Source organism: Streptomyces sp. NPDC033136 (assembly GCF_055578235.1).
In genome coordinates this window covers 1-16,648 of sequence record NZ_JBVIPD010000006.1, presented here as the reverse complement: position 1 = coordinate 16,648, position 16,648 = coordinate 1, and the positions used below count along the sequence as shown (strand labels likewise).

14 protein-coding genes, 1 rRNA gene and 1 pseudogene are annotated in these 16,648 nt (G+C 73.5%); 3 read left to right on the top strand and 13 right to left on the bottom strand.

The genetic code is table 11. From position 1 onward, the window contains the following. Window positions 1–16: 16 nt before the first annotated feature. Entirely contained in the window at window positions 17–973 is a 957-nt protein-coding gene (locus ACZ5TL_RS12910; RefSeq protein WP_468589576.1) for an LLM class F420-dependent oxidoreductase, read from the bottom strand. Window positions 974–1,098: 125 nt separating this feature from the next. On the opposite strand from ACZ5TL_RS12910, the gene ACZ5TL_RS12905 reads away from it, so the two are divergent. Further along, complete coding sequence (locus ACZ5TL_RS12905; protein ID WP_468589575.1) at window positions 1,099–2,772, top strand: PucR family transcriptional regulator; 1,674 nt, start codon at window positions 1,099–1,101, stop codon at window positions 2,770–2,772. Between the two features lie 6 nt (window positions 2,773–2,778). Here ACZ5TL_RS12905 and ACZ5TL_RS12900 read toward each other — a convergent pair whose 3' ends face one another. The 5 genes from ACZ5TL_RS12900 to ACZ5TL_RS12880 all read right to left on the bottom strand — a co-directional run bounded on the left by ACZ5TL_RS12900 (window position 2,779) and on the right by ACZ5TL_RS12880 (window position 8,191). Next, a complete protein-coding gene (locus ACZ5TL_RS12900; RefSeq protein WP_468589574.1) occupies window positions 2,779–3,921 on the bottom strand; it encodes a glycosyltransferase family 4 protein in 1,143 nt (380 codons plus the stop codon). 218 nt (window positions 3,922–4,139) lie between these two features. Then, the gene (recN, locus tag ACZ5TL_RS12895; RefSeq protein ID WP_468590020.1) at window positions 4,140–5,858 is read right to left on the bottom strand and encodes a DNA repair protein RecN; all 1,719 of its coding nucleotides are present in this window, start codon (window positions 5,856–5,858) and stop codon (window positions 4,140–4,142) included. A 332-nt stretch (window positions 5,859–6,190) separates the two neighbouring features. Further along, window positions 6,191–7,096, bottom strand: coding sequence for an NAD kinase (locus tag ACZ5TL_RS12890; RefSeq protein WP_468589573.1), 906 nt, complete (start codon window positions 7,094–7,096; stop codon window positions 6,191–6,193). Next, window positions 7,093–7,908, bottom strand: a complete 816-nt coding sequence (locus ACZ5TL_RS12885) for a TlyA family RNA methyltransferase (protein ID WP_468589572.1) — start codon at window positions 7,906–7,908, stop codon at window positions 7,093–7,095. Before ACZ5TL_RS12885 ends, ACZ5TL_RS12890 begins: the two co-directional genes overlap by 4 nt. Window positions 7,909–7,915: 7 nt before the next feature. After that, entirely contained in the window at window positions 7,916–8,191 is a 276-nt protein-coding gene (locus ACZ5TL_RS12880) for a hypothetical protein (RefSeq protein WP_468589571.1), read from the bottom strand. Window positions 8,192–8,233: 42 nt separating this feature from the next. Here ACZ5TL_RS12880 and ACZ5TL_RS12875 point away from each other — a divergent pair, with 42 nt between their 5' ends. Continuing rightward, window positions 8,234–8,581 carry a sterol-binding protein gene (locus ACZ5TL_RS12875; protein ID WP_468589569.1) on the top strand — a complete coding sequence of 116 codons (348 nt, stop codon included), beginning with the start codon at window positions 8,234–8,236 and terminating at the stop codon, window positions 8,579–8,581. On the opposite strand, the gene ACZ5TL_RS12870 is transcribed toward ACZ5TL_RS12875, so the two are convergent. The 4 genes from ACZ5TL_RS12870 to ACZ5TL_RS12855 form a co-directional block, all read right to left on the bottom strand. Then, entirely contained in the window at window positions 8,565–9,491 is a 927-nt protein-coding gene (locus ACZ5TL_RS12870; RefSeq protein ID WP_468589568.1) for an ABC transporter ATP-binding protein, read from the bottom strand. The two genes, ACZ5TL_RS12875 and ACZ5TL_RS12870, sit on opposite strands and share 17 nt — an antisense overlap. Further along, on the bottom strand, window positions 9,488–10,528 hold the full coding sequence (locus ACZ5TL_RS12865; RefSeq protein ID WP_468589566.1) for a FecCD family ABC transporter permease: 1,041 nt from the start codon (window positions 10,526–10,528) through the stop codon (window positions 9,488–9,490). The genes ACZ5TL_RS12870 and ACZ5TL_RS12865 overlap by 4 nt, the downstream gene beginning before the upstream one ends. Then, a complete protein-coding gene (locus ACZ5TL_RS12860) occupies window positions 10,525–11,568 on the bottom strand; it encodes a FecCD family ABC transporter permease (protein ID WP_468589565.1) in 1,044 nt (347 codons plus the stop codon). Before ACZ5TL_RS12860 ends, ACZ5TL_RS12865 begins: the two co-directional genes overlap by 4 nt. Window positions 11,569–11,690: 122 nt before the next feature. Further along, window positions 11,691–12,719, bottom strand: a complete 1,029-nt coding sequence (locus ACZ5TL_RS12855) for an HAD hydrolase-like protein (RefSeq protein WP_468589563.1) — start codon at window positions 12,717–12,719, stop codon at window positions 11,691–11,693. 73 nt (window positions 12,720–12,792) lie between these two features. Between ACZ5TL_RS12855 and ACZ5TL_RS12850 the strand changes: the two genes are divergently transcribed. Beyond that, entirely contained in the window at window positions 12,793–14,085 is a 1,293-nt protein-coding gene (locus tag ACZ5TL_RS12850) for a DUF1015 domain-containing protein (protein WP_468589561.1), read from the top strand. Between the two features lie 125 nt (window positions 14,086–14,210). Here the strand turns inward: ACZ5TL_RS12850 and ACZ5TL_RS12845 are convergent, their stop codons facing one another. The 3 genes and pseudogenes from ACZ5TL_RS12845 to rrf all read right to left on the bottom strand — a co-directional run bounded on the left by ACZ5TL_RS12845 (window position 14,211) and on the right by rrf (window position 16,470). After that, window positions 14,211–14,981, bottom strand: a complete 771-nt coding sequence (locus ACZ5TL_RS12845; RefSeq protein ID WP_468590019.1) for a tetratricopeptide repeat protein — start codon at window positions 14,979–14,981, stop codon at window positions 14,211–14,213. A 294-nt stretch (window positions 14,982–15,275) separates the two neighbouring features. Then, window positions 15,276–16,229, bottom strand: a pseudogene (locus ACZ5TL_RS12840) (hypothetical protein); the annotation flags it as partial. A gap of 124 nt (window positions 16,230–16,353) precedes the next feature. Further along, window positions 16,354–16,470 (bottom strand): 5S ribosomal RNA (rrf, locus tag ACZ5TL_RS12835). Between the last annotated feature and the right edge of the window lie 178 nt (window positions 16,471–16,648).

Below are 16,648 nucleotides of genomic sequence, written 5' to 3'. Positions count from 1 at the left end.
CGGCCCGCGGGGGCGTTCACCGCGGCCTGAGGGCCGTGAGCGTGCGCTCCCCCGCCGGATCGCCCGCCGTGGCCGGGACCAGGGCGATCTCGTCGAGTCCCGCTTCGGCGTAGGCGTCGACGCGGGCGCGCACCGTGCCGGCGTCTCCAACGAGGGCGACCGTGCCCGCGGCCTCCGGAGGCAGGGCCCGCAGCAGGGTGTCAGGGTCCGCGCCCTTGGCGGCCAGCTCGACGACCTCGGCGAAACCGGCGTCGACGAACATGTCGCTGTAGCCCGGCACGGCGAGGTAGCCGACGACGCTGCGCAGCACCTGCCGGAGCGACTCCGGCTCCGGGTCGACGGCGGCGGGCAGCCAGGCGGCCAGCCGCGGCGGCGTACGCCCCGCCCGCTCGGCGGCCGCCCGCATCCGCGCCCGCAGCATACGGACCTGCCCGGGCGAGAGGAGGTCGAGGAGCATCCGGTCGGCGTGCCCGACGGCCGCGGCGACCGCGCGCTCCCCGAACGCCGCGACGGTGAGCGGACCGCCGGGCGGCGGCAGCCGCCTCAGGAAGCCGCTGCCGGGCACGATCGGCTCGCCCGGCGCGCCGTCCATCAGCGCCCGCACGGCCGCGGCCGACTCCTCCAGGGCCGCGGCGGGCCGGGTGCGCGGCCTGCCGTGCACTCCCTCGACGACCCGCTTGCTGGAGGTGCCCAGGGCCACGCCGACAGGCCGGCCGGTGACGGCCGCGGCGGAGGCGGCGCCCCGGGCGATGGTGAGCGGGTCGCGCACCGACACCGGCACGGGCCCGGCGGTCAGCGCGGCATGCTCGGTGGCCGCGCCGATCGCCGCCGCCAGGACGAACGAGTCCCACGTCGGTCCCTCGCCCGCCCACACCTCCCGGTACCCGAGCCGGTCGGCGAGCACCGCGACCCGCAACGGCTCCCCGACCGGACTGTCGTCCTCCCGCCCCACCGCGACCACGCTGATGTCCATGACCGCGCCCGTACCCGGTCGGTCACGCCGTAATCGAGAGGGACATCCGCTCCGGGATCCGCGGGGGACCGCCCCGTGCCCCTCCGGAGATGTCCGCTGGGCACCCGCGCGGGTAGCGTCCGCACATGGACAGCGGGACGGACAGCGCGTACGACACCCAGGGCGCCGGGATCACGGTGCAGCGGGCGCTGGAGCTGCCGGGGCTGCGCAGCGGGCTGCCCGAGGTGCTGGCGGGCGCCGAGCGGCTCGGGCACACCGTGCGCTGGGTACACGCCGGCGAGGTGCCGCACATCGCCTCCCTGCTCAAGGGCGGCGAACTCCTTCTGACCACCGGCTACGGCCTCGGCACCCGCCCGGCCGAACAGCGGGCGTTCGTGCGCACCCTGGCCGAGCGCGGCATCGCGGCCCTGGTCGTGGAGCTCGGCCCGCGCTTCACCCGGCTGCCCGCCGCCCTCGTCGACACGGCACGCGCGGCCGGGCTGCCGCTCGTCCAGCTGCACCGCGAGGTGCCGTTCGTCACGGTCACGGAGGAGGTCCACACCGAGATCGTCAACGGCCACTACGCGCTGCTCCAGCGGGCCGATGAGGTGCACCGGCGGTGCACGCGGGCCGTGCTGGGCGGCGGTGGGGTGCCCCAAGTGCTGGGCATCCTCGCCGACTTCGCCACCAACCCGGTGTTCCTGGAGACGGCGGACGGGCAGTTGCTGTACGCCGCGGGAGCCGGCCCCGAGGGCGCGGACCCGCTCCAGGTGTGGGAGGGGCTGCGCGGCCAGCACAAGGACGAGCCGCCGCTCGCGGGCTCGGTCCTCGTGGACGTACCCGGCGGCGGGCCCGGCAGCGGGGGTGTCCGGGCGCGTCTGGTCCTGCTGCCCGTACGGACTCCCCTGGCGCCCCTGCACCGCATGGCGGCCGACCGGACCGCGGGCATCCTGGCCGTGGTGCTGATGCAGGCGCGGCAGGAGGAGGAGCTGGCGGCGCGCGGACGCGGCGACTTCCTCACGGACCTCGCCGAGGGCCGGGTCACGGCGCAGGACGCCCCGGCGCAGGCGCGCGTCCTGGGCTTCCGGCCGGGCGAGGGGCCGCTGCTGCCGGTGGTCATGCGGCTCGGGGACGCCCTGTCCCCTGACGGGGGCACCGCCCGCTCGAGCGGAGCCGGGAGTGGGGGAGGCTGGGCCGTGCTGGCCCGGGCGGTGTCCGAGGAACTGGCGTCGGTGGGTGTGCCGGTGCTGCTCGGGGTGCGGCCGGTGGAGGGGCGGGTGCTGGTGCTGCTCGGGCTGCGCTCGGAGCGGGAGACGGTCGCGGACCGGGTCGCGGCGGCGTTGCGGGCCGGGGTGGGCCGGGCCGGGATGCTGCGGCCGGGCGGGCGGCCGCCCGTGGTGGTCGTGGGGACGGCCGGCGGCTGGACGGCGGCGGCGTCGGGACTGCGGCACGCCGCCGAGACGGCCACCGCGGCCCAGGGTCTGCCGGACCGGCCCTGGTACGACGCCCGCCGCCTCGACATCGACCTGCTGCTGTGGCGGCTGCGCGACCATCCGGACCTGGCCGCATTCGTCGACCGGGCCCTCGGCCCGCTCCTGGACCACGACCGCCGCTCCCGGCCGCCCCTGCTGCCCACCCTGACGACCTACCTCGCGCACGCGGGACGCAAGGCGGAGACGGCCCGGGAGCTCCACCTCAACCGGCAGACGCTGTACAACCGCCTGGCCCGGATCGGAGAGTTGCTGGGCACGGACCTCGACGACCCCCAGACGGTCCTGGCCCTGAGCCTGGCGCTGCGGGCCCGCAGGCACGTGCCGTGAGGACCCTCAGCAGAGGGGCAGGGGCTGGGTCAACTCGTCGTACACGCTGAGCACTTGGGCGACCGTCTCGTCCTCGGTGGGCCAGGTGGCCGCCTGCCGGGCGCCCCGGTCGCTGAGCAGTTCCCGGCGCGCGGGGTCGCCGAGGAGGCGCACGACGGAATCGGCGAGGGCCTTCGCGTCCCCGTACGGGACGAGTTCGGCCGCGTCGCCGACGAGTTCGGGGATGCCGCCGACACCGGTCGCGACGAGCGGCACCCGCGCGTGCAGCGCTTCCTGGGCGAGAACGGAGCGCGCTTCCCAGCGGCTGGGCAGCAGGACGAGGTCGGCGGCGGCGAGCAGGTCGGTGATGTCGTCGCGCCGCCCGATGAGCCGGACCGGCAGCCCCTCCTCCTCGATCCGCGCCTGGAACTCGGCGCGCAGCGGTCCCTCCCCCGCGATCACGACCAGGGGGACGGGATCGAGGCGGCGCCAGACACGCGCGGCGTCAAGCAGCACGTCGTACCCGCGGTGCCGCTCCAGGGAGCCCACGGCCATCAGCAACGGCCGCCCGATGGCCCCGAGTTCGGCGCGCACCTTGGACCGCAGCCGGTCGGGGTCGTCGGGCTCGATGCGCCTGCGGGGGCCGGGCAGCGCGACGGCCGCGAGCCGCGCGTCGCGCGCGCCCGTGCGCCGCGCCCGGTCCACGAGCGCCGAAGTCGTCCCGAGCACCACCGTGGCCGCCTTAGCGACCCTGCGCTCCAGCATCCGCAGCATGTGGGCACGCGCGCCCTCGGCATGCGCCCGGTCGTGCCACGTCACGACCAGCGGAGTGCGCACGCGCCGCCCGCTGAGGGCGAGCACGGTACGGAAGGAGGCGTGCAGCCCGTGCGCGTGCACCAGATCGGCGTTGGCGCAGGCCGCCCGCAGGGCCGCCACCGACACCGGGTCGCTGCTGCGCGGCACGTGCACGTGGTCGGCGCCGACACCACGGAAGTCATAGGAGCGATCCGCCTCGAAGGGGGCGCACACCGTGACTCTCACGCCCCTCGCCACGAGCCCGGCGGCCAGCGAGCGCACATGCGCACTGCTGGCGGCGTTGCCTCCGCCCAGCACCTGCACGGTGCGCAGCGGCGACTGGCCAGGCGGTGAGTGACTGCTCACGGGGGTCACGTGGCCAGGCTCCTGGTTCGGGTCGGGCGGTCACGGCGCGGTTTCCCGCGCATACTCCGCCAAGCATGCCAGGACATACGGGGGTTCCGGGAACGCCGGAACCCCGTCGGCGCGACCGAGGGGCGCGGCCACGAGGGAACGCGCCGGACCGGGTCACCCACACGAGTGAAGTTGGGTGACCCGCCCAGCCCTGCTCGACCGCCGGCCCGCCGCTCCGGCTATCCGTCCGCCCGAGCCGTCGCCAGCAGTTCCTCCGCGTGCGCCCGGGCCGTCTCCGAGTCCTCCTGGCCGGCGAGCATGCGGGACAGCTCCCGCACCCGGTCCTCGCCGTCCAGGACCTTGACGCCGGAGCGGGTCACGGAACCGTCGTCGGTCTTCTCGACCAGCAACTGCCGGTCGGCGAAGGCGGCGACCTGGGGCAGGTGCGTCACCACCACGACCTGCGCGCTCTTCGCCAGCCGTGCCAGCCGCCGGCCGATCTCGACGGCCGCCTTGCCGCCGACACCGGCGTCGACCTCGTCGAAGAGGTACGTCGGCACCGGGTCCGTCCCCGCGAACACGACCTCCACGGCCAGCATCACGCGGGACAGCTCACCGCCCGACGCGCCCTTGGCGATCGGCCGGGGCGGCGCGCCCGGGTGCGGGGCCAGCAACAGCTCGACCTCGTCGGCCCCCGCGGGCCCGTAGGCGACGGGACGTCCGTCGACCTCGACGCCCTCCGGGTCCTCGGTCTGCCGGATGTCGAAGGACACGCGCGCGTGCGGCATGGCGAGCGAGGCCAGCTCGGCGGTCACGGCGGCGGCGAACCGCTCGGCGGCCTCCGTCCGGGCGTCCGTCAGGGCCTGCGCCAGCCCGCCCAGTTCGGCCCGCAGCCCGTCCCGCTCGGCGGTCAGTTCCCCGAGCCGCTCGTCGTCGCCGTCGAGTTCGGTCAGCCGGGCGGCACCCCGCTCGGCCCAGACCAGCACCGCGGCGATGTCCTCGCCGTACTTCCGGGTCAGCCCCGTGAGCGCGGCCCGCCGCTCCTCGACGGCCGCCAGCCGCAGCGGATCGGCGTCCAGGTCGTCGGCGTACCCCGCGAGGTCCCCGGCCGCGTCGCGCAGCAGGATCCCGATCTCCCCGATGCGGTCGGCGAGCGCGGCCAGCGCCGGATCGTGGGACCGTACGGCGTCCAGAGCCCGCTGGGCGCCCGCGACGAGCGTCCCGGCGTCGACGCCCTCGGGGTCCTCCGGATTGCCCGCGAGCGCGGCGTGCCCGGCCGCGGCGGCGGACGCCAGGGCCTCGGCGTGCCCGAGCCGCTCGGCTTCCTCGGCCAGCTCCACGTCCTCGCCGGCCCGGGGCTCGACGGCGGCGATCTCGTCGAGCCCGTACCGCAGCATGTCGGCCTCCTGGGCCCGTTCACGCGCGAGGGTGGTGATCTCGTCCAGCTCGGCGGAGACGGCCCGCAGCCGCTGGTACGCCTCGCCGTACTTGGCCAGCGGCACGGCGACCGCGTCGCCCGCGTACCGGTCGAGCGCCTGCCTCTGCCGGGACAGCTTGAGCAGCCCCTGCTGGTCGGTCTGCCCGTGCACGGCCACCAGTTCGTCGGCGAGCTCGGCCAGCACGCCCACGGGCACGCTGCGCCCGCCCAGGTGTGCCCGCGAGCGCCCCTCGGCCGAAACGGTACGGCTGATCAGCAGGGCCCCGTCGTCGAGCTCGGCGCCGGCCTCCTCGGCGCGTACGGCGGCCGTGCCGTCGCCGGGAACGGCGATCCGCCCCTCCACGACCGCCTTCCCGGCCCCGATCCGCACGAGCGCAGGGTCGGCCCGCCCGCCGAGCAGCAACCCCAGGCTGGTGACCACCATGGTCTTGCCCGCGCCCGTCTCACCGGTGACCGCGGTGAACCCGGGCGACAGCTCGACCACGGCGTCGTCGATCACGCCGAGCGACCGTATCCGCATCTCCTCCAACACGGACACGACCTTACGAGGTCCGGGCCGGGGATGGCGACTGGCCTGCCCTTGTCACCCACGCGAGTGGACCGCGGCTAGTGCCGCGGCAGGCAACGTTTGCCCGTCAAGGAGCGGCGTCGTGGGGGTGCCTCCCGCCCGAGCCGTGCGAAGCGCGGTTCGAGGGTGGGGGAGCGTGCTCTCGGCGTGCCGGCCGGAAGTCCTCGTACTGGATGTACTTGGGCTTTCGGCCGGTGCGGCGAGTGGGGGCACCTCCCACGCCTTTCGGGCAGTGGGGGAGCGTGCCGGGCGTCGCGACGTGGCGAACGTTGCCTGTCGCGGCACTAGTGCGGAGCCCCCCGCCACCCGGAGACGGGCAGCGCGAACTTGGCCACCAACCGGTCCGTGAAGGACGCATGGTGCAGCCGGGCCAGCCGCACCGGCACAGCCCCCCGCCGCACCTCCACCCGGGCGCCGGGCGGCAACTCCACGGTCCGCCGCCCGTCACACCACAGCACACCCGGCGGAATGTGGGGCAGAACCTCCACAGCCAACACGGAATCCGGCGATGTCACCAACGGCTTGGCGAACAACGCGTGCGCGGAGATCGGCACCATCAGCAGCGCCTCCACCTCCGGCCACACCACCGGTCCGCCTGCCGAGAACGCGTACGCGGTCGACCCGGTCGGCGTCGCACACACGATCCCGTCGCAGCCGAAGCCCGTCACCGGCCGCCCGTCGATCTCCAGGACGACCTCCAGCATCCGCTCCGCGGACACCTTCTGCACGGCCGCCTCGTTCAGCGCCCAGTCCGTGTGCACGATGTCCCCGTTGCGGTGCACCACAACGTCGACGGTCATCCGCTCCTCGACCTCGTACGCCTTGGTCACCACCCGGTCGACCACCTTGTCGAGGTCGTCCCGCTCGGCCTCCGCGAGGAACCCGACGCGCCCGAGGTTGACGCCGAGCATCGGCACGCCCGACGCCCGCGCGAACTCGGCGCCGCGCAGCAGCGTGCCGTCGCCGCCCAGCACGATGAGCAGCTCACACCCGTCGAGGCACTGCGGGGTGGCCTCCTTGACCAGCTCCACCTCCGACGGCAGCGGCAGGTCGCGCGCCTCGGCCTCCAGGACGCGCACGCCCAGCCCGGAGCGCAGCAGCCCCTTCACCACGAGCTCGGCACTGCGCACGGCGGCGGGGCGCCCCGTGTGGGCGAGCAGGAAAACAGTACGAGCTCGGTTCTCGGTCAACGGGGCCCCTCCGCCACTGCTCGGTCGACGTCGGCCGGGTCCAGTTCCGCTGCTCCGGCCCGCAGCCACAAGAAGTATTCGACATTCCCCGACGGCCCGGGCAGCGGACTGGCCGTCACGCCCTTCACCCCGAGCCCCAGCCCCCAGGCCTTCCCGGCCACCCCCCGGACCGCTTCGGCCCGCAGTTGGGCGCTGCGTACGACGCCCCCGCTGCCCAGCCGCTCCTTCCCCACCTCGAACTGCGGCTTGACCATCATCACCAGATCGGCGTCCGGTTTCACGCACCGCGCCAAGGCGGGCAGGACCAGCCCGAGCGGGATGAAGGACAGATCCCCCACGACAAGATCCACAGGCTCCCCACCGATCGCTTCAAGCGTCAACTCGCGTACGTTCGTACGGTCCTTGACGGTGACGCGTTCATCGTTTCGGAGCGACCACGCGAGTTGGCCGTATCCGACGTCCACGGCGACGACGTGAGCGGCGCCCGCGCGCAGCAGGACGTCGGTGAAACCGCCGGTGGAGGCGCCGGCGTCCAGCGCCCTGCGCCCCTCGACGGGCAGCCCCCGCGGCACGAACACCTCGAGCGCGCCCGCGAGCTTGTGGCCGCCGCGGGACACGTAGTCGGGGTCGTCACCGTCCGGGGCCACCACGATCGCGGCCGCGGTCTCCACCTGCGTGGCGGGCTTGGTCGCGACGGTCTTGCCGACGGACACCCGCCCGGCGGCGATCAGCTGGCCGGCATGCTCACGCGAGCGCGCGAGCTTCCGGCGGACCAGCTCCGCGTCGAGACGGCGGCGTGCGACTCCTGCCACGTTCGGTTCAGCTCCTAGGTCCGTGCGGCGACGGGGGCGCCGGAGGTCCCGGGCGGGCGTCGAGCGCGGTGAGCGCGTCGCGCAGCCCCCGGTGTACATCCTCGTACACCTCGATGTGTCCGTCCGTGGCGAGGTGGTCCGCGTCGCCGAGCCGGTCCAGGACCGCGTCCACACCGGCGTCGCCGGTGGGGGTGCGGGGCACGTGCATAGGGGCGGGGGCGGCGGGGTCGTGCCCGGGTTCCTCCTGCGCCACCACCGGAGTCTCGGGAACTGCGTCGTCCATGCCCCGACGCTACCGCGAACCGCTGCGGTACCGTCGACCGCGATGGCCACGATCGAGGAGTGCCGCAGCGCACTCGACAAACTCTCGGACAACATGCAGCGCGCCGAAGGGGACGTCCGCGACGCCGCGGCCCTGGACCGTTCGGTGAGCTGCCACATCACGGACCTGGACGTCACCTTCGCCGGCCGGATGCGCGGCGGGCGGATCGAGGTGCGGGACACCGTGCCCGGACCGCCGCCCGTCAAGGCCGAGATCAGACTCGCCATGACCGGTGACGACCTGGTGGCGCTGGTCGGCGGCGAGCTGAACTTCGCCAAGGCCTGGGGCTCGGGCCGGGTGAGGCTGTCCGCGGGCGTGCGCGACCTGCTCCAGCTCAGGAAGCTTTTGTAGCGGACACCTTCCCGGTCTCTGCCCCGCTCCCTGCCCCGCCCGCCCCGGCGCGTGCCTTCCGCGCCGCCGGCACGACCAGTGGTGTGCCCGTCTCCGGGTCGTCGATGACCTGGCAGCGCAGCCCGAAGACCTCCTCGACCAGCCCGGCCGTGACGATGTCCTTCGGCGCGCCCTCGGCGACGGCCCGGCCCTCGCGCAGGGCGATGAGGTGAGTGGCGTAGCGGGCGGCGTGGTTCAGGTCGTGCAGCACGGCGACGAGCGTGCGGCCCTGCTCCTCGTGCAGCTCCGCGCACAGGTCCAGGACGTCGATCTGATGCTGGATGTCCAGGAACGTCGTCGGCTCGTCGAGCAGCAGCAGCGGTGTCTGCTGGGCGAGCGCCATGGCGATCCACACGCGCTGGCGCTGGCCTCCCGAGAGTTCGTCGACGTAGCGGTCGCCGAGTTCGGCGACGCCGGTCTGCCGCATGGACTCCTGGACGACCCGCTCGTCCTCGGCGGACCACTGGCGCAGGATGCCCTGGTGCGGGTAGCGGCCGCGGCCGACCAGGTCGGCGACGGTGATGCCGTCGGGTGCGATGGACGACTGGGGCAGCAGACCGAGGGTCCGCGCGACCTTCTTGGCGGGCATCGACTGGATGACCTGCCCGTCCAGCAGCACCCGGCCCTCGCTCGGCTTGAGCATCCGCGACAGCGCCCGCAGGAGCGTCGACTTGCCGCACGCGTTGGGGCCGACGATCACCGTGAACGAGTGGTCGGGTATCTCGACCGACAACTGCTCGGCGATGACCCGCTGGTCGTAGGCGAGGGTGACGTTCTCGGCGGACAGGCGGTTCACGGGGTTCCTTTGGTAGTTCAGTCCGCTGCTGGCGGTGCTGTCGGCGCGCGTCCCCGCGCCGCGGCCGGTACTCATATCCGGCCCGCCCTGCGCTCACTGACCAGCAGCCACAGCAGATAGACACCGCCGAGTACACCGGTGACCACGCCCACGGGCAGCTGCTCGGCGCCGAACGCCCGCTGCGAGACCCAGTCGGCGACGACCAGCAGGGTGGCGCCCATGCACAGGGAGGGCAGCAGGTTCGGCCCGGGCGACCGGGTCAGGCGCCGGGCCAGCTGCGGCGCGGTGAGCGCGACGAAGCTGACGGGACCGGCCGCGGCGGTGGCGGAGGCGGTGAGCAGCACGGCCGCCACCATCAGCAGCAGCCGTACGCGCTCCACCCGGACCCCGAGGGCGTAGGAGACGTCGTCGCCCATCTCCATCATCCGCAGCCCGCGCGCGTTGGCCAGGACGAGCGGCACGAGTACGGCGGCCAGCGCGAGCAGCGGCCACACCTGGTCCCAGTCACGGCCGTCGAGCGAGCCCGTCATCCACACGACCGCGCGGGCCGCGTCCACGATGTCCGACTTGGTGAGCAGATAGCCGTTGACCGCCGTGACGATCGCGGAGACACCGATACCGACCAGGACCAGCCGGTAGCCGTGCACGCCCCGCTTCCAGGCGAGCACGTAGATGGCGAGCCCTGTCACCAGGCCGCCCACGAGCGCCCCCGCGGCGACCTGGTTGGGGCTTCCGGAGGTCAGCACGATGACCACGAGCGCTCCGGCCGTCGCCCCTTGGCCGAGACCGAGCACATCCGGACTGCCCAGCGGGTTTCGGGAGATGGTCTGGAACAGCGCGCCGCCGAGCCCGAGCGAGGCACCGACCAGCAGTCCGACCAGGACCCGCGGCAGCCGGAGCTCGTTGACGATGAACTCCTGGCCTGGGCTGCCCTCGCCGAGCAGCGTCCGCAGCACGTCGGAGGCCGGGATCGGGAAGTCGCCGGTGCCGATGAGCACGACACTCGCCGCGAGCGCCGCGGCCAGCAGCAGGAGCACGACGGTGAAGGCCCGCACGTCCAGGCGTATCGAGAGCCCGCCCGCGGTCCGCACCGCACGGTTGGTGGTCTTCACAGCTGCGTCGTCCTCCGCCGTCGTACGAGAAAGATGAACACCGGACCGCCGAGGATCGCGGTGACGATGCCCACCTGCAGCTCCGAGGGCCTGGCCACGATCCGGCCGATGACGTCGGCGCCCAGCAGCAGCACGGGCGACAGGATCGCCGCGTACGGCAGGATCCAGCGCAGGTCGGGCCCGGTGAAGGAGCGCACCACGTGCGGCACCATCAGCCCGACGAAGACGATCGGCCCGCAGGCGGCGGTCGCGGCCCCGCACAGCACCGTCGCGGCCAGCATGGACAGCGCCCGCGTCCGGTTCAGGTCGGCACCGAGCGCCCTGGCGGTGTCGTCGCCCATGGCCATGGCGTTGAGCGGCCGGGCCAGGGCGAGTGCCAGGACCGTGCCGGTCAGGAGGAACGGCAGAACCTGCTCGATGGTCGAGTCGGTCGCCGAAGCCAGCGAACCGACCGTCCAGAACCGCATCTTGCCGAGGGCCGCCTCGTCCATGATCATCACGGCCTGTAGGTAGCCGTAGAGCGCGGCGCTGATCGCCGTACCGGCGAGCGCGAGCCGTACCGGTGTCGCGCCCCGGCCGCCGCCGAGGAACCAGACCAGCGCCCCGACCACGGCCGCGCCGAAGAACGCGAACCAGACGTAGCCGGTGAGCGACGTGACCCCGAAGTACGTGATGGCCGTGACGACCGCGGCGGAGGCGCCCGCGTTGATGCCGAGCAGGCCGGGATCGGCCAGCGGGTTGCGCGTGAGGGCCTGCAGGACCGCCCCGGCGAGCCCCAGGGCGGCACCGGCGAGCACCCCGAGCAGCGTCCGCGACACCCGCTCCGCGACCACGACGTCGCCGTAGGTCCCCGACTCCTCGAACAAGCCGTGCCAGACCTGCCCGAGGGACAGCTCTTTCGCTCCGATCGCGATACTCGCCAGGGCCACGAGCACCAGGATCGCGACGGACAGCAGCAGCCCGAAGGCGCGTACGGTCCGTCGGGCCGGGGGCGCGGGGGCGGTCTCCGCGCGCTGTTCGGGGGGACTGTCGACCAACACGCAGTTAGGTTAGCCTACCCTCGCATTGAGGCGGGATGCGGATGCCCGCCGCCGCGCTCGGGTGCCCAACCGTGCCCCACCGTGCCCCACTGCACCACGACGCCACGGACACTGACAGGCGCTCAGATACCCAGCCGCGCCAGCGCCTTCCCGGCGTCCAGCTCGCACACACCATCTGCGGCGGCCGTCCAGGCCGCGGCGCACAACGCGCGCAGCCCGTCCAGAGCCTCGCCCTCCCCCTCCAGCTCCAGCCGCTCCGCACCGGCCGCCGCCGCCCAGCCGCCGCACCGGAACCCGTCGCCGGCCTCGGCGACCTCCGGCTGACCGCCGAGCATCCCCCGCAGGTCGGCGTCCACGTACGTCGGCCGGTGCTGCGGCGGCGCGGCCAGCAGTTGCCGGCCGTCGGTGACCCCGGTCAGGACCAGCAGCGAGTCGACGTCCCCGTTGAACGCCCCCTCGATGTCGGTGTCCAGCCGGTCCCCCACGACCAGCGGCCGCTTCGCCCCGGTCCGCAGGATCGTCTCCCGGTGCATCGGCGGCAGCGGCTTGCCCGCGACCTGCGGCTCGGCTCCCGTGGCGATCCGCACGACCTCCACCGCGGCTCCGTTGCCCGGCGCGATCCCGCGCCCGCTCGGAATCGTCAGGTCGGTGTTGGACGCGAACCACGGCACGCCCCGGGCCACCGCGTAGGAGGCCTCGGCGAACCGGCCCCACGGCAGATCGGGTCCGCCGTACCCCTGCGCCACCGCCACCGGCTCGTCGTCCGCCGACTCGACGGGCTCCAGTCCCCGCTCACGCAGCGCGACCCGCAGTCCCTCGCCGCCGATGACCAGCACCCGGGCGCCCTGCGGCACCTGCTCGCTGATCAGCCGCGCGACCGCCTGCGCCGACGTGATGACGTCCTCCGCACCCGTCGGTATCCCCAGCTCCGTCAGATGCCCGGCCACCGTCTCGGGAGTCCGCAGCGCGTTGTTGGTCACGTACGCCAGACGCATCCCGCCCTCCCGGGCCGCCGCCAGCGACTCGACCGCGTACACGATCGCGCTGCCACCCGCGTACACGACACCGTCCAGGTCGAGCAGCGCCGTGTCGTACGCCTCGCTCAGGGCCTGCCCACTGCCCTCGGGCCTCGTCCTGACGCTCCGGCTCATCCCGCATCGCTCCTCGTTCGACGGCCTTTCCCCCGATCATCCCCCATGCCACCGACACCCGTACGATGCCGGGATGAACACAGCAGGTCACTCGGAGGCAACGGCGCACCGAGGCCTGGAACTCACCCCGTTCCGAGGCCTTCGTTACGACCCCGACCGGGTCGGCAGCCTTGCCGCCGTGACATCTCCGCCGTACGACGTCGTGGTGCGCCCCGACGGCCTGCACCACCTCGAGTCCTCCGACCCGTACAACATCGTCCGCCTGATCCTCCCTCAGGCCGCCACACCCAGCACACGCAACGAACAGGCCGCCGAGACCCTGCGGCGCTGGCTGTCCGAGGGTGTCCTGACCACCGACCCGGAACCCGGCCTGTACGTCTACGAGCAGCGGGACGGCGACGGCATGCTGCAACGCGGCATCATCGGTGCCCTGCGCGTGTCGGAACCGGACGAGCAGGTGGTGCTGCCGCACGAGGACGTCATGCCGCACGTCGTCGCCGACCGCGCGGCCCTGATGCGCGCCACCGCGGCCAACCTCGAACCACTCCTGCTCACCTACCGCGGCAACGGCACCACGGCCGCCACCGCGGACCTGATCGAGCGCACCGCCGACCGGCCGCCCCTGCTCGCGACCACCACGGAGGACGGCTTCAGCCACCGCCTGTGGTCCGTCACCGCCCCTGCCGACCTGGCCGCGATCCAGACCGACCTGGCCCGCCACCAGGCTCTCATCGCCGACGGCCACCACCGCTGGGCGACCTATTGCCGTCTCCGCACGGAGCACCCGTCTCCCAGCCCCTGGGACCACGGCCTGGTCCTCCTGGTCGACACGGCCCGCTACCCCCTGAGGGTCCGCGCCATCCACCGCCTCCTGCACGACCTCCCGGTCGGCGACGCCCTGGCCGCCCTGGACGGCCACTTCCGCGTCCGCCGCCTCGACGTCCCGCTGCCCGGGGCCCTGGACGCGCTGGCGGACGCGGCCCGCACGGGCAACGCGTTCCTGCTGGCCGGCGACGGTTCCTTCCATCTCGCCGACCGTCCGGACCCGGACCTCCTGGCCCGGACGGTCCCGGCCGACCGTCCCACGGCCTGGCGCACCCTCGACGCGACGGTCCTGCACGCCACGCTCCTCGACCACGTCTGGCGCATCCCCGAGGACTCCCCCGCGCACATCGCCTACATCCACGACACGGCCACCACGGTCGAGAAGGCGGAACGCGATGGTGGTACGGCCGTCCTGATGCACCCCGTCCGCGAGGAGGTCGTCCGCGACCTGGCCCGCCAGGGAGTGACGATGCCCCGCAAGTCGACATCGTTCGGCCCGAAGCCGGCCTCCGGCCTGGTCCTGCGCGCACTCGACCTCTGACAGGACCGCCGTCCGCCCGGAAACAGCGAAGGGGCGGGGTCCCGGGCCTCACAGCCGGGATCCCGCCCCTTCGCTTCCTCCGTGGACGTCAGTCCTTGTTCTCTTTCTCTGCTTCTCTGCGGACGTCAGTCCTTGTCGTGCGACGGTCCGTCGTTGTCGTCCTCGCCCGCCTCCGGCGAGGGCTCCGCACCCTCGGAACTCTCGTTACTCCCGTCCTCGACGAAAGCGTCCACGAACTCCACGCCGTCCAGCTCGGCGAGTCGGTCCGAGGCGTCGGTGCTGCCGTCCCGGTCGGCCTCGACGGCCTTCGCGAACCACTCCCGCGCCTCGTTCTCCCGCCCGGCGGCGAGCAGCGCGTCGGCGTACGCGTACCGCAGTCGCGCGGTCCACGGCTGCACCGAGTTGGCGGCCAGCTCCGGGCTCTGCAGCGTCACGATGGCCGCGTCCAGCTGCCCCATGTCCCGCCGCGCACCGGCCGCGACCAGCCGCATCTCGACCTGCCCGGCCTTGTCGAGCTTGTGCACCTCGGGTGCCCCGGCCATGTCCAGCGCCTTCTCCGGCCGGCCGAGCCCACGCTCGCAGTCGGCCATGACGGGCCACAGATCGATGTTCCCGGTCATCCGCTTGGCGGCCCGGAACTCGGCCAGCGCCTCGCCGTACTTCTGGGTCGCGTACGCGGCGAACCCGGCGGCCTCACGGACGGCGGCGACCCGGGACGCCAGCCGCAGCGCCACCCTGGAGTAGGCGTACGCGCCCTCGGGGTCCTCGTCGAGAAGCCGCGCGACCATCACCAGGTTCCTGGCGACGTCCTCCGCGAGCGTCTTCGGCAGGCTCTGCAGCTCCTGCCGAACGTCCTTGTCGATCTCGTCACCCGTGACGTCCTCGGGGATCGGCAGCCGCTTGATCGGCTCCCTGTCGCGCTCCCGCTCCTCACGGAAGCGGCCGGCACCACGCCGGTCGTCACGGCGGTCGTCACGCCCCCGGAAGCCTCCGGGACGTCCACCGCGATCATCGCGCCGCGGACCACGCCCGCCACGGTCGTCACGGCCACGGAAGCCGCCACGCTCGCCGCGGTTGTCGCGGCTGTCACGGTTGTCGCGGCTGTCGTCACGCCGGAACTCACCACGGTCGCTGCGCGGGCCGTCCTCGCGACGGAAGCCGGGACGCCCGCCACGGCCGGCGTCATCACGCCGGAAACCGCCGCGGTCGCCGCGGTCGTCCCCGCGCCGGTCGTCACGGCCCCGGAAACCACCGCGGTCATCACGCCGGTCGTCACGCCGGAAACCTCGGTCGCGGTCGTCGTTACGAGGGCCTCGGTCGCGGTCGTCGCCGCGGTAGCCCCGACCACGGTCGTCGCTGCTGAAGCCACGGTCCCGGTTGTCGCGGCGGTCCCCACGGTCGTCGCGGCGGGGGTACCCCCCGCGGTCCCCGTCGCGCCGGTCATCGCGCCGGTCATGGGGCCTGTCGTCCCGACGGTCTTCCCGTCGGAAACCACCGCGCGGTCCGCGGTCGTCTCCTCGGCGGGCATCGCCCCGTCGATCGTCGCGTCGGCCGTAGCCACCACCGCGGTTGTCATCACGACGGGTGTCGCGCGGGTCATCACGACGGTTGTCATCACGACGGAAACCGCCACGGTCGTCGCGACGTTCCCCGCGGTCGTCGCGGCGGAAGGGGGGACGGTCACCACCACGGTCGTCACGGCGGAAAGAGGGGCGGTCACCACCACGGTCGTCGCGCCGCTCCCCACGGTCGTCACGGCGGAAAGAGGGGCGGTCACCACCACGGTCGTCGCGCCGTTCCCCGCGGTCATCACGGCGGAAAGAGGGGCGGTCACCACCACGGTCGTCACGGCGCGGTCCACGGTCGCGGTCGTCGCGCCGGCCGTAAGAGCCACCACGGTTGTCGTCCCTACGGAAGCCGCCCCGCTCCCCGCGGTCAGTGCGGTCCCCTCGGTCGCTTCGCTCGCCACGGTCGCCTTCACGACGCCCAAAGCCACCACGGTCGTTGTCGCGGCGGAAGCCCCCACGGTCTCCACGGTCCCCGCGCTGGCCACCACGGTCGCCGCGGCCGCCGCGGTCGCTCCGGTCCCCCTCCCGTCGCCGCTGGTCGCGCTCCGGTCGGTCGTCGGGAGAGTTGGTGGACATGGTGACTCCTGTCTTCGGTACCGCAAGTCATTCTCGCGCAGCCGGGTGCCCAGCGCGCACTGCAAAAACAAAAAGGACCCTTGGCCCCAGCTGAACGCTGGGACCAAGGGTCCTTCCAAAGATTGTTCGGCGGCGTCCTACTCTCCCACAGGGTCCCCCCTGCAGTACCATCGGCGCTGTAAGGCTTAGCTTCCGGGTTCGAAATGTAACCGGGCGTTTCCCCTACGCTATAACCACCGAAACCCTAATGGTTTCGAGCGAACAAGCACACTCTTTAATTGTCTGTTCTGCTCAAAGCCGACAACTGTTCGTTGTCTCAGAACTAACACAGTGGACGCGAGCAACTGAGGACAAGCCCTCGGCCTATTAGTACCGGTCAACTCCACACGTTACCGTGCTTCCATATCCGGCCTATCAAC

Excerpts from the sequence above, each read along its gene's own strand:
- ACZ5TL_RS12855 (WP_468589563.1), bottom strand. The coding sequence starts at position 12,719 with ATGAGCCGGAGCGTCAGGACGAGGCCCGAGGGCAGTGGGCAGGCCCTG.
- ACZ5TL_RS12870 (WP_468589568.1), bottom strand. The coding sequence starts at position 9,491 with ATGAGTACCGGCCGCGGCGCGGGGACGCGCGCCGACAGCACCGCCAGC.
- ACZ5TL_RS12910 (WP_468589576.1), bottom strand. The coding sequence starts at position 973 with ATGGACATCAGCGTGGTCGCGGTGGGGCGGGAGGACGACAGTCCGGTC.
- ACZ5TL_RS12850 (WP_468589561.1), top strand. The coding sequence starts at position 12,793 with ATGAACACAGCAGGTCACTCGGAGGCAACGGCGCACCGAGGCCTGGAA.
- ACZ5TL_RS12880 (WP_468589571.1), bottom strand. The coding sequence starts at position 8,191 with ATGGACGACGCAGTTCCCGAGACTCCGGTGGTGGCGCAGGAGGAACCC.
- recN (WP_468590020.1), bottom strand. The coding sequence starts at position 5,858 with ATGCGGATACGGTCGCTCGGCGTGATCGACGACGCCGTGGTCGAGCTG.
- ACZ5TL_RS12905 (WP_468589575.1), top strand. The coding sequence starts at position 1,099 with ATGGACAGCGGGACGGACAGCGCGTACGACACCCAGGGCGCCGGGATC.
- ACZ5TL_RS12875 (WP_468589569.1), top strand. The coding sequence starts at position 8,234 with ATGGCCACGATCGAGGAGTGCCGCAGCGCACTCGACAAACTCTCGGAC.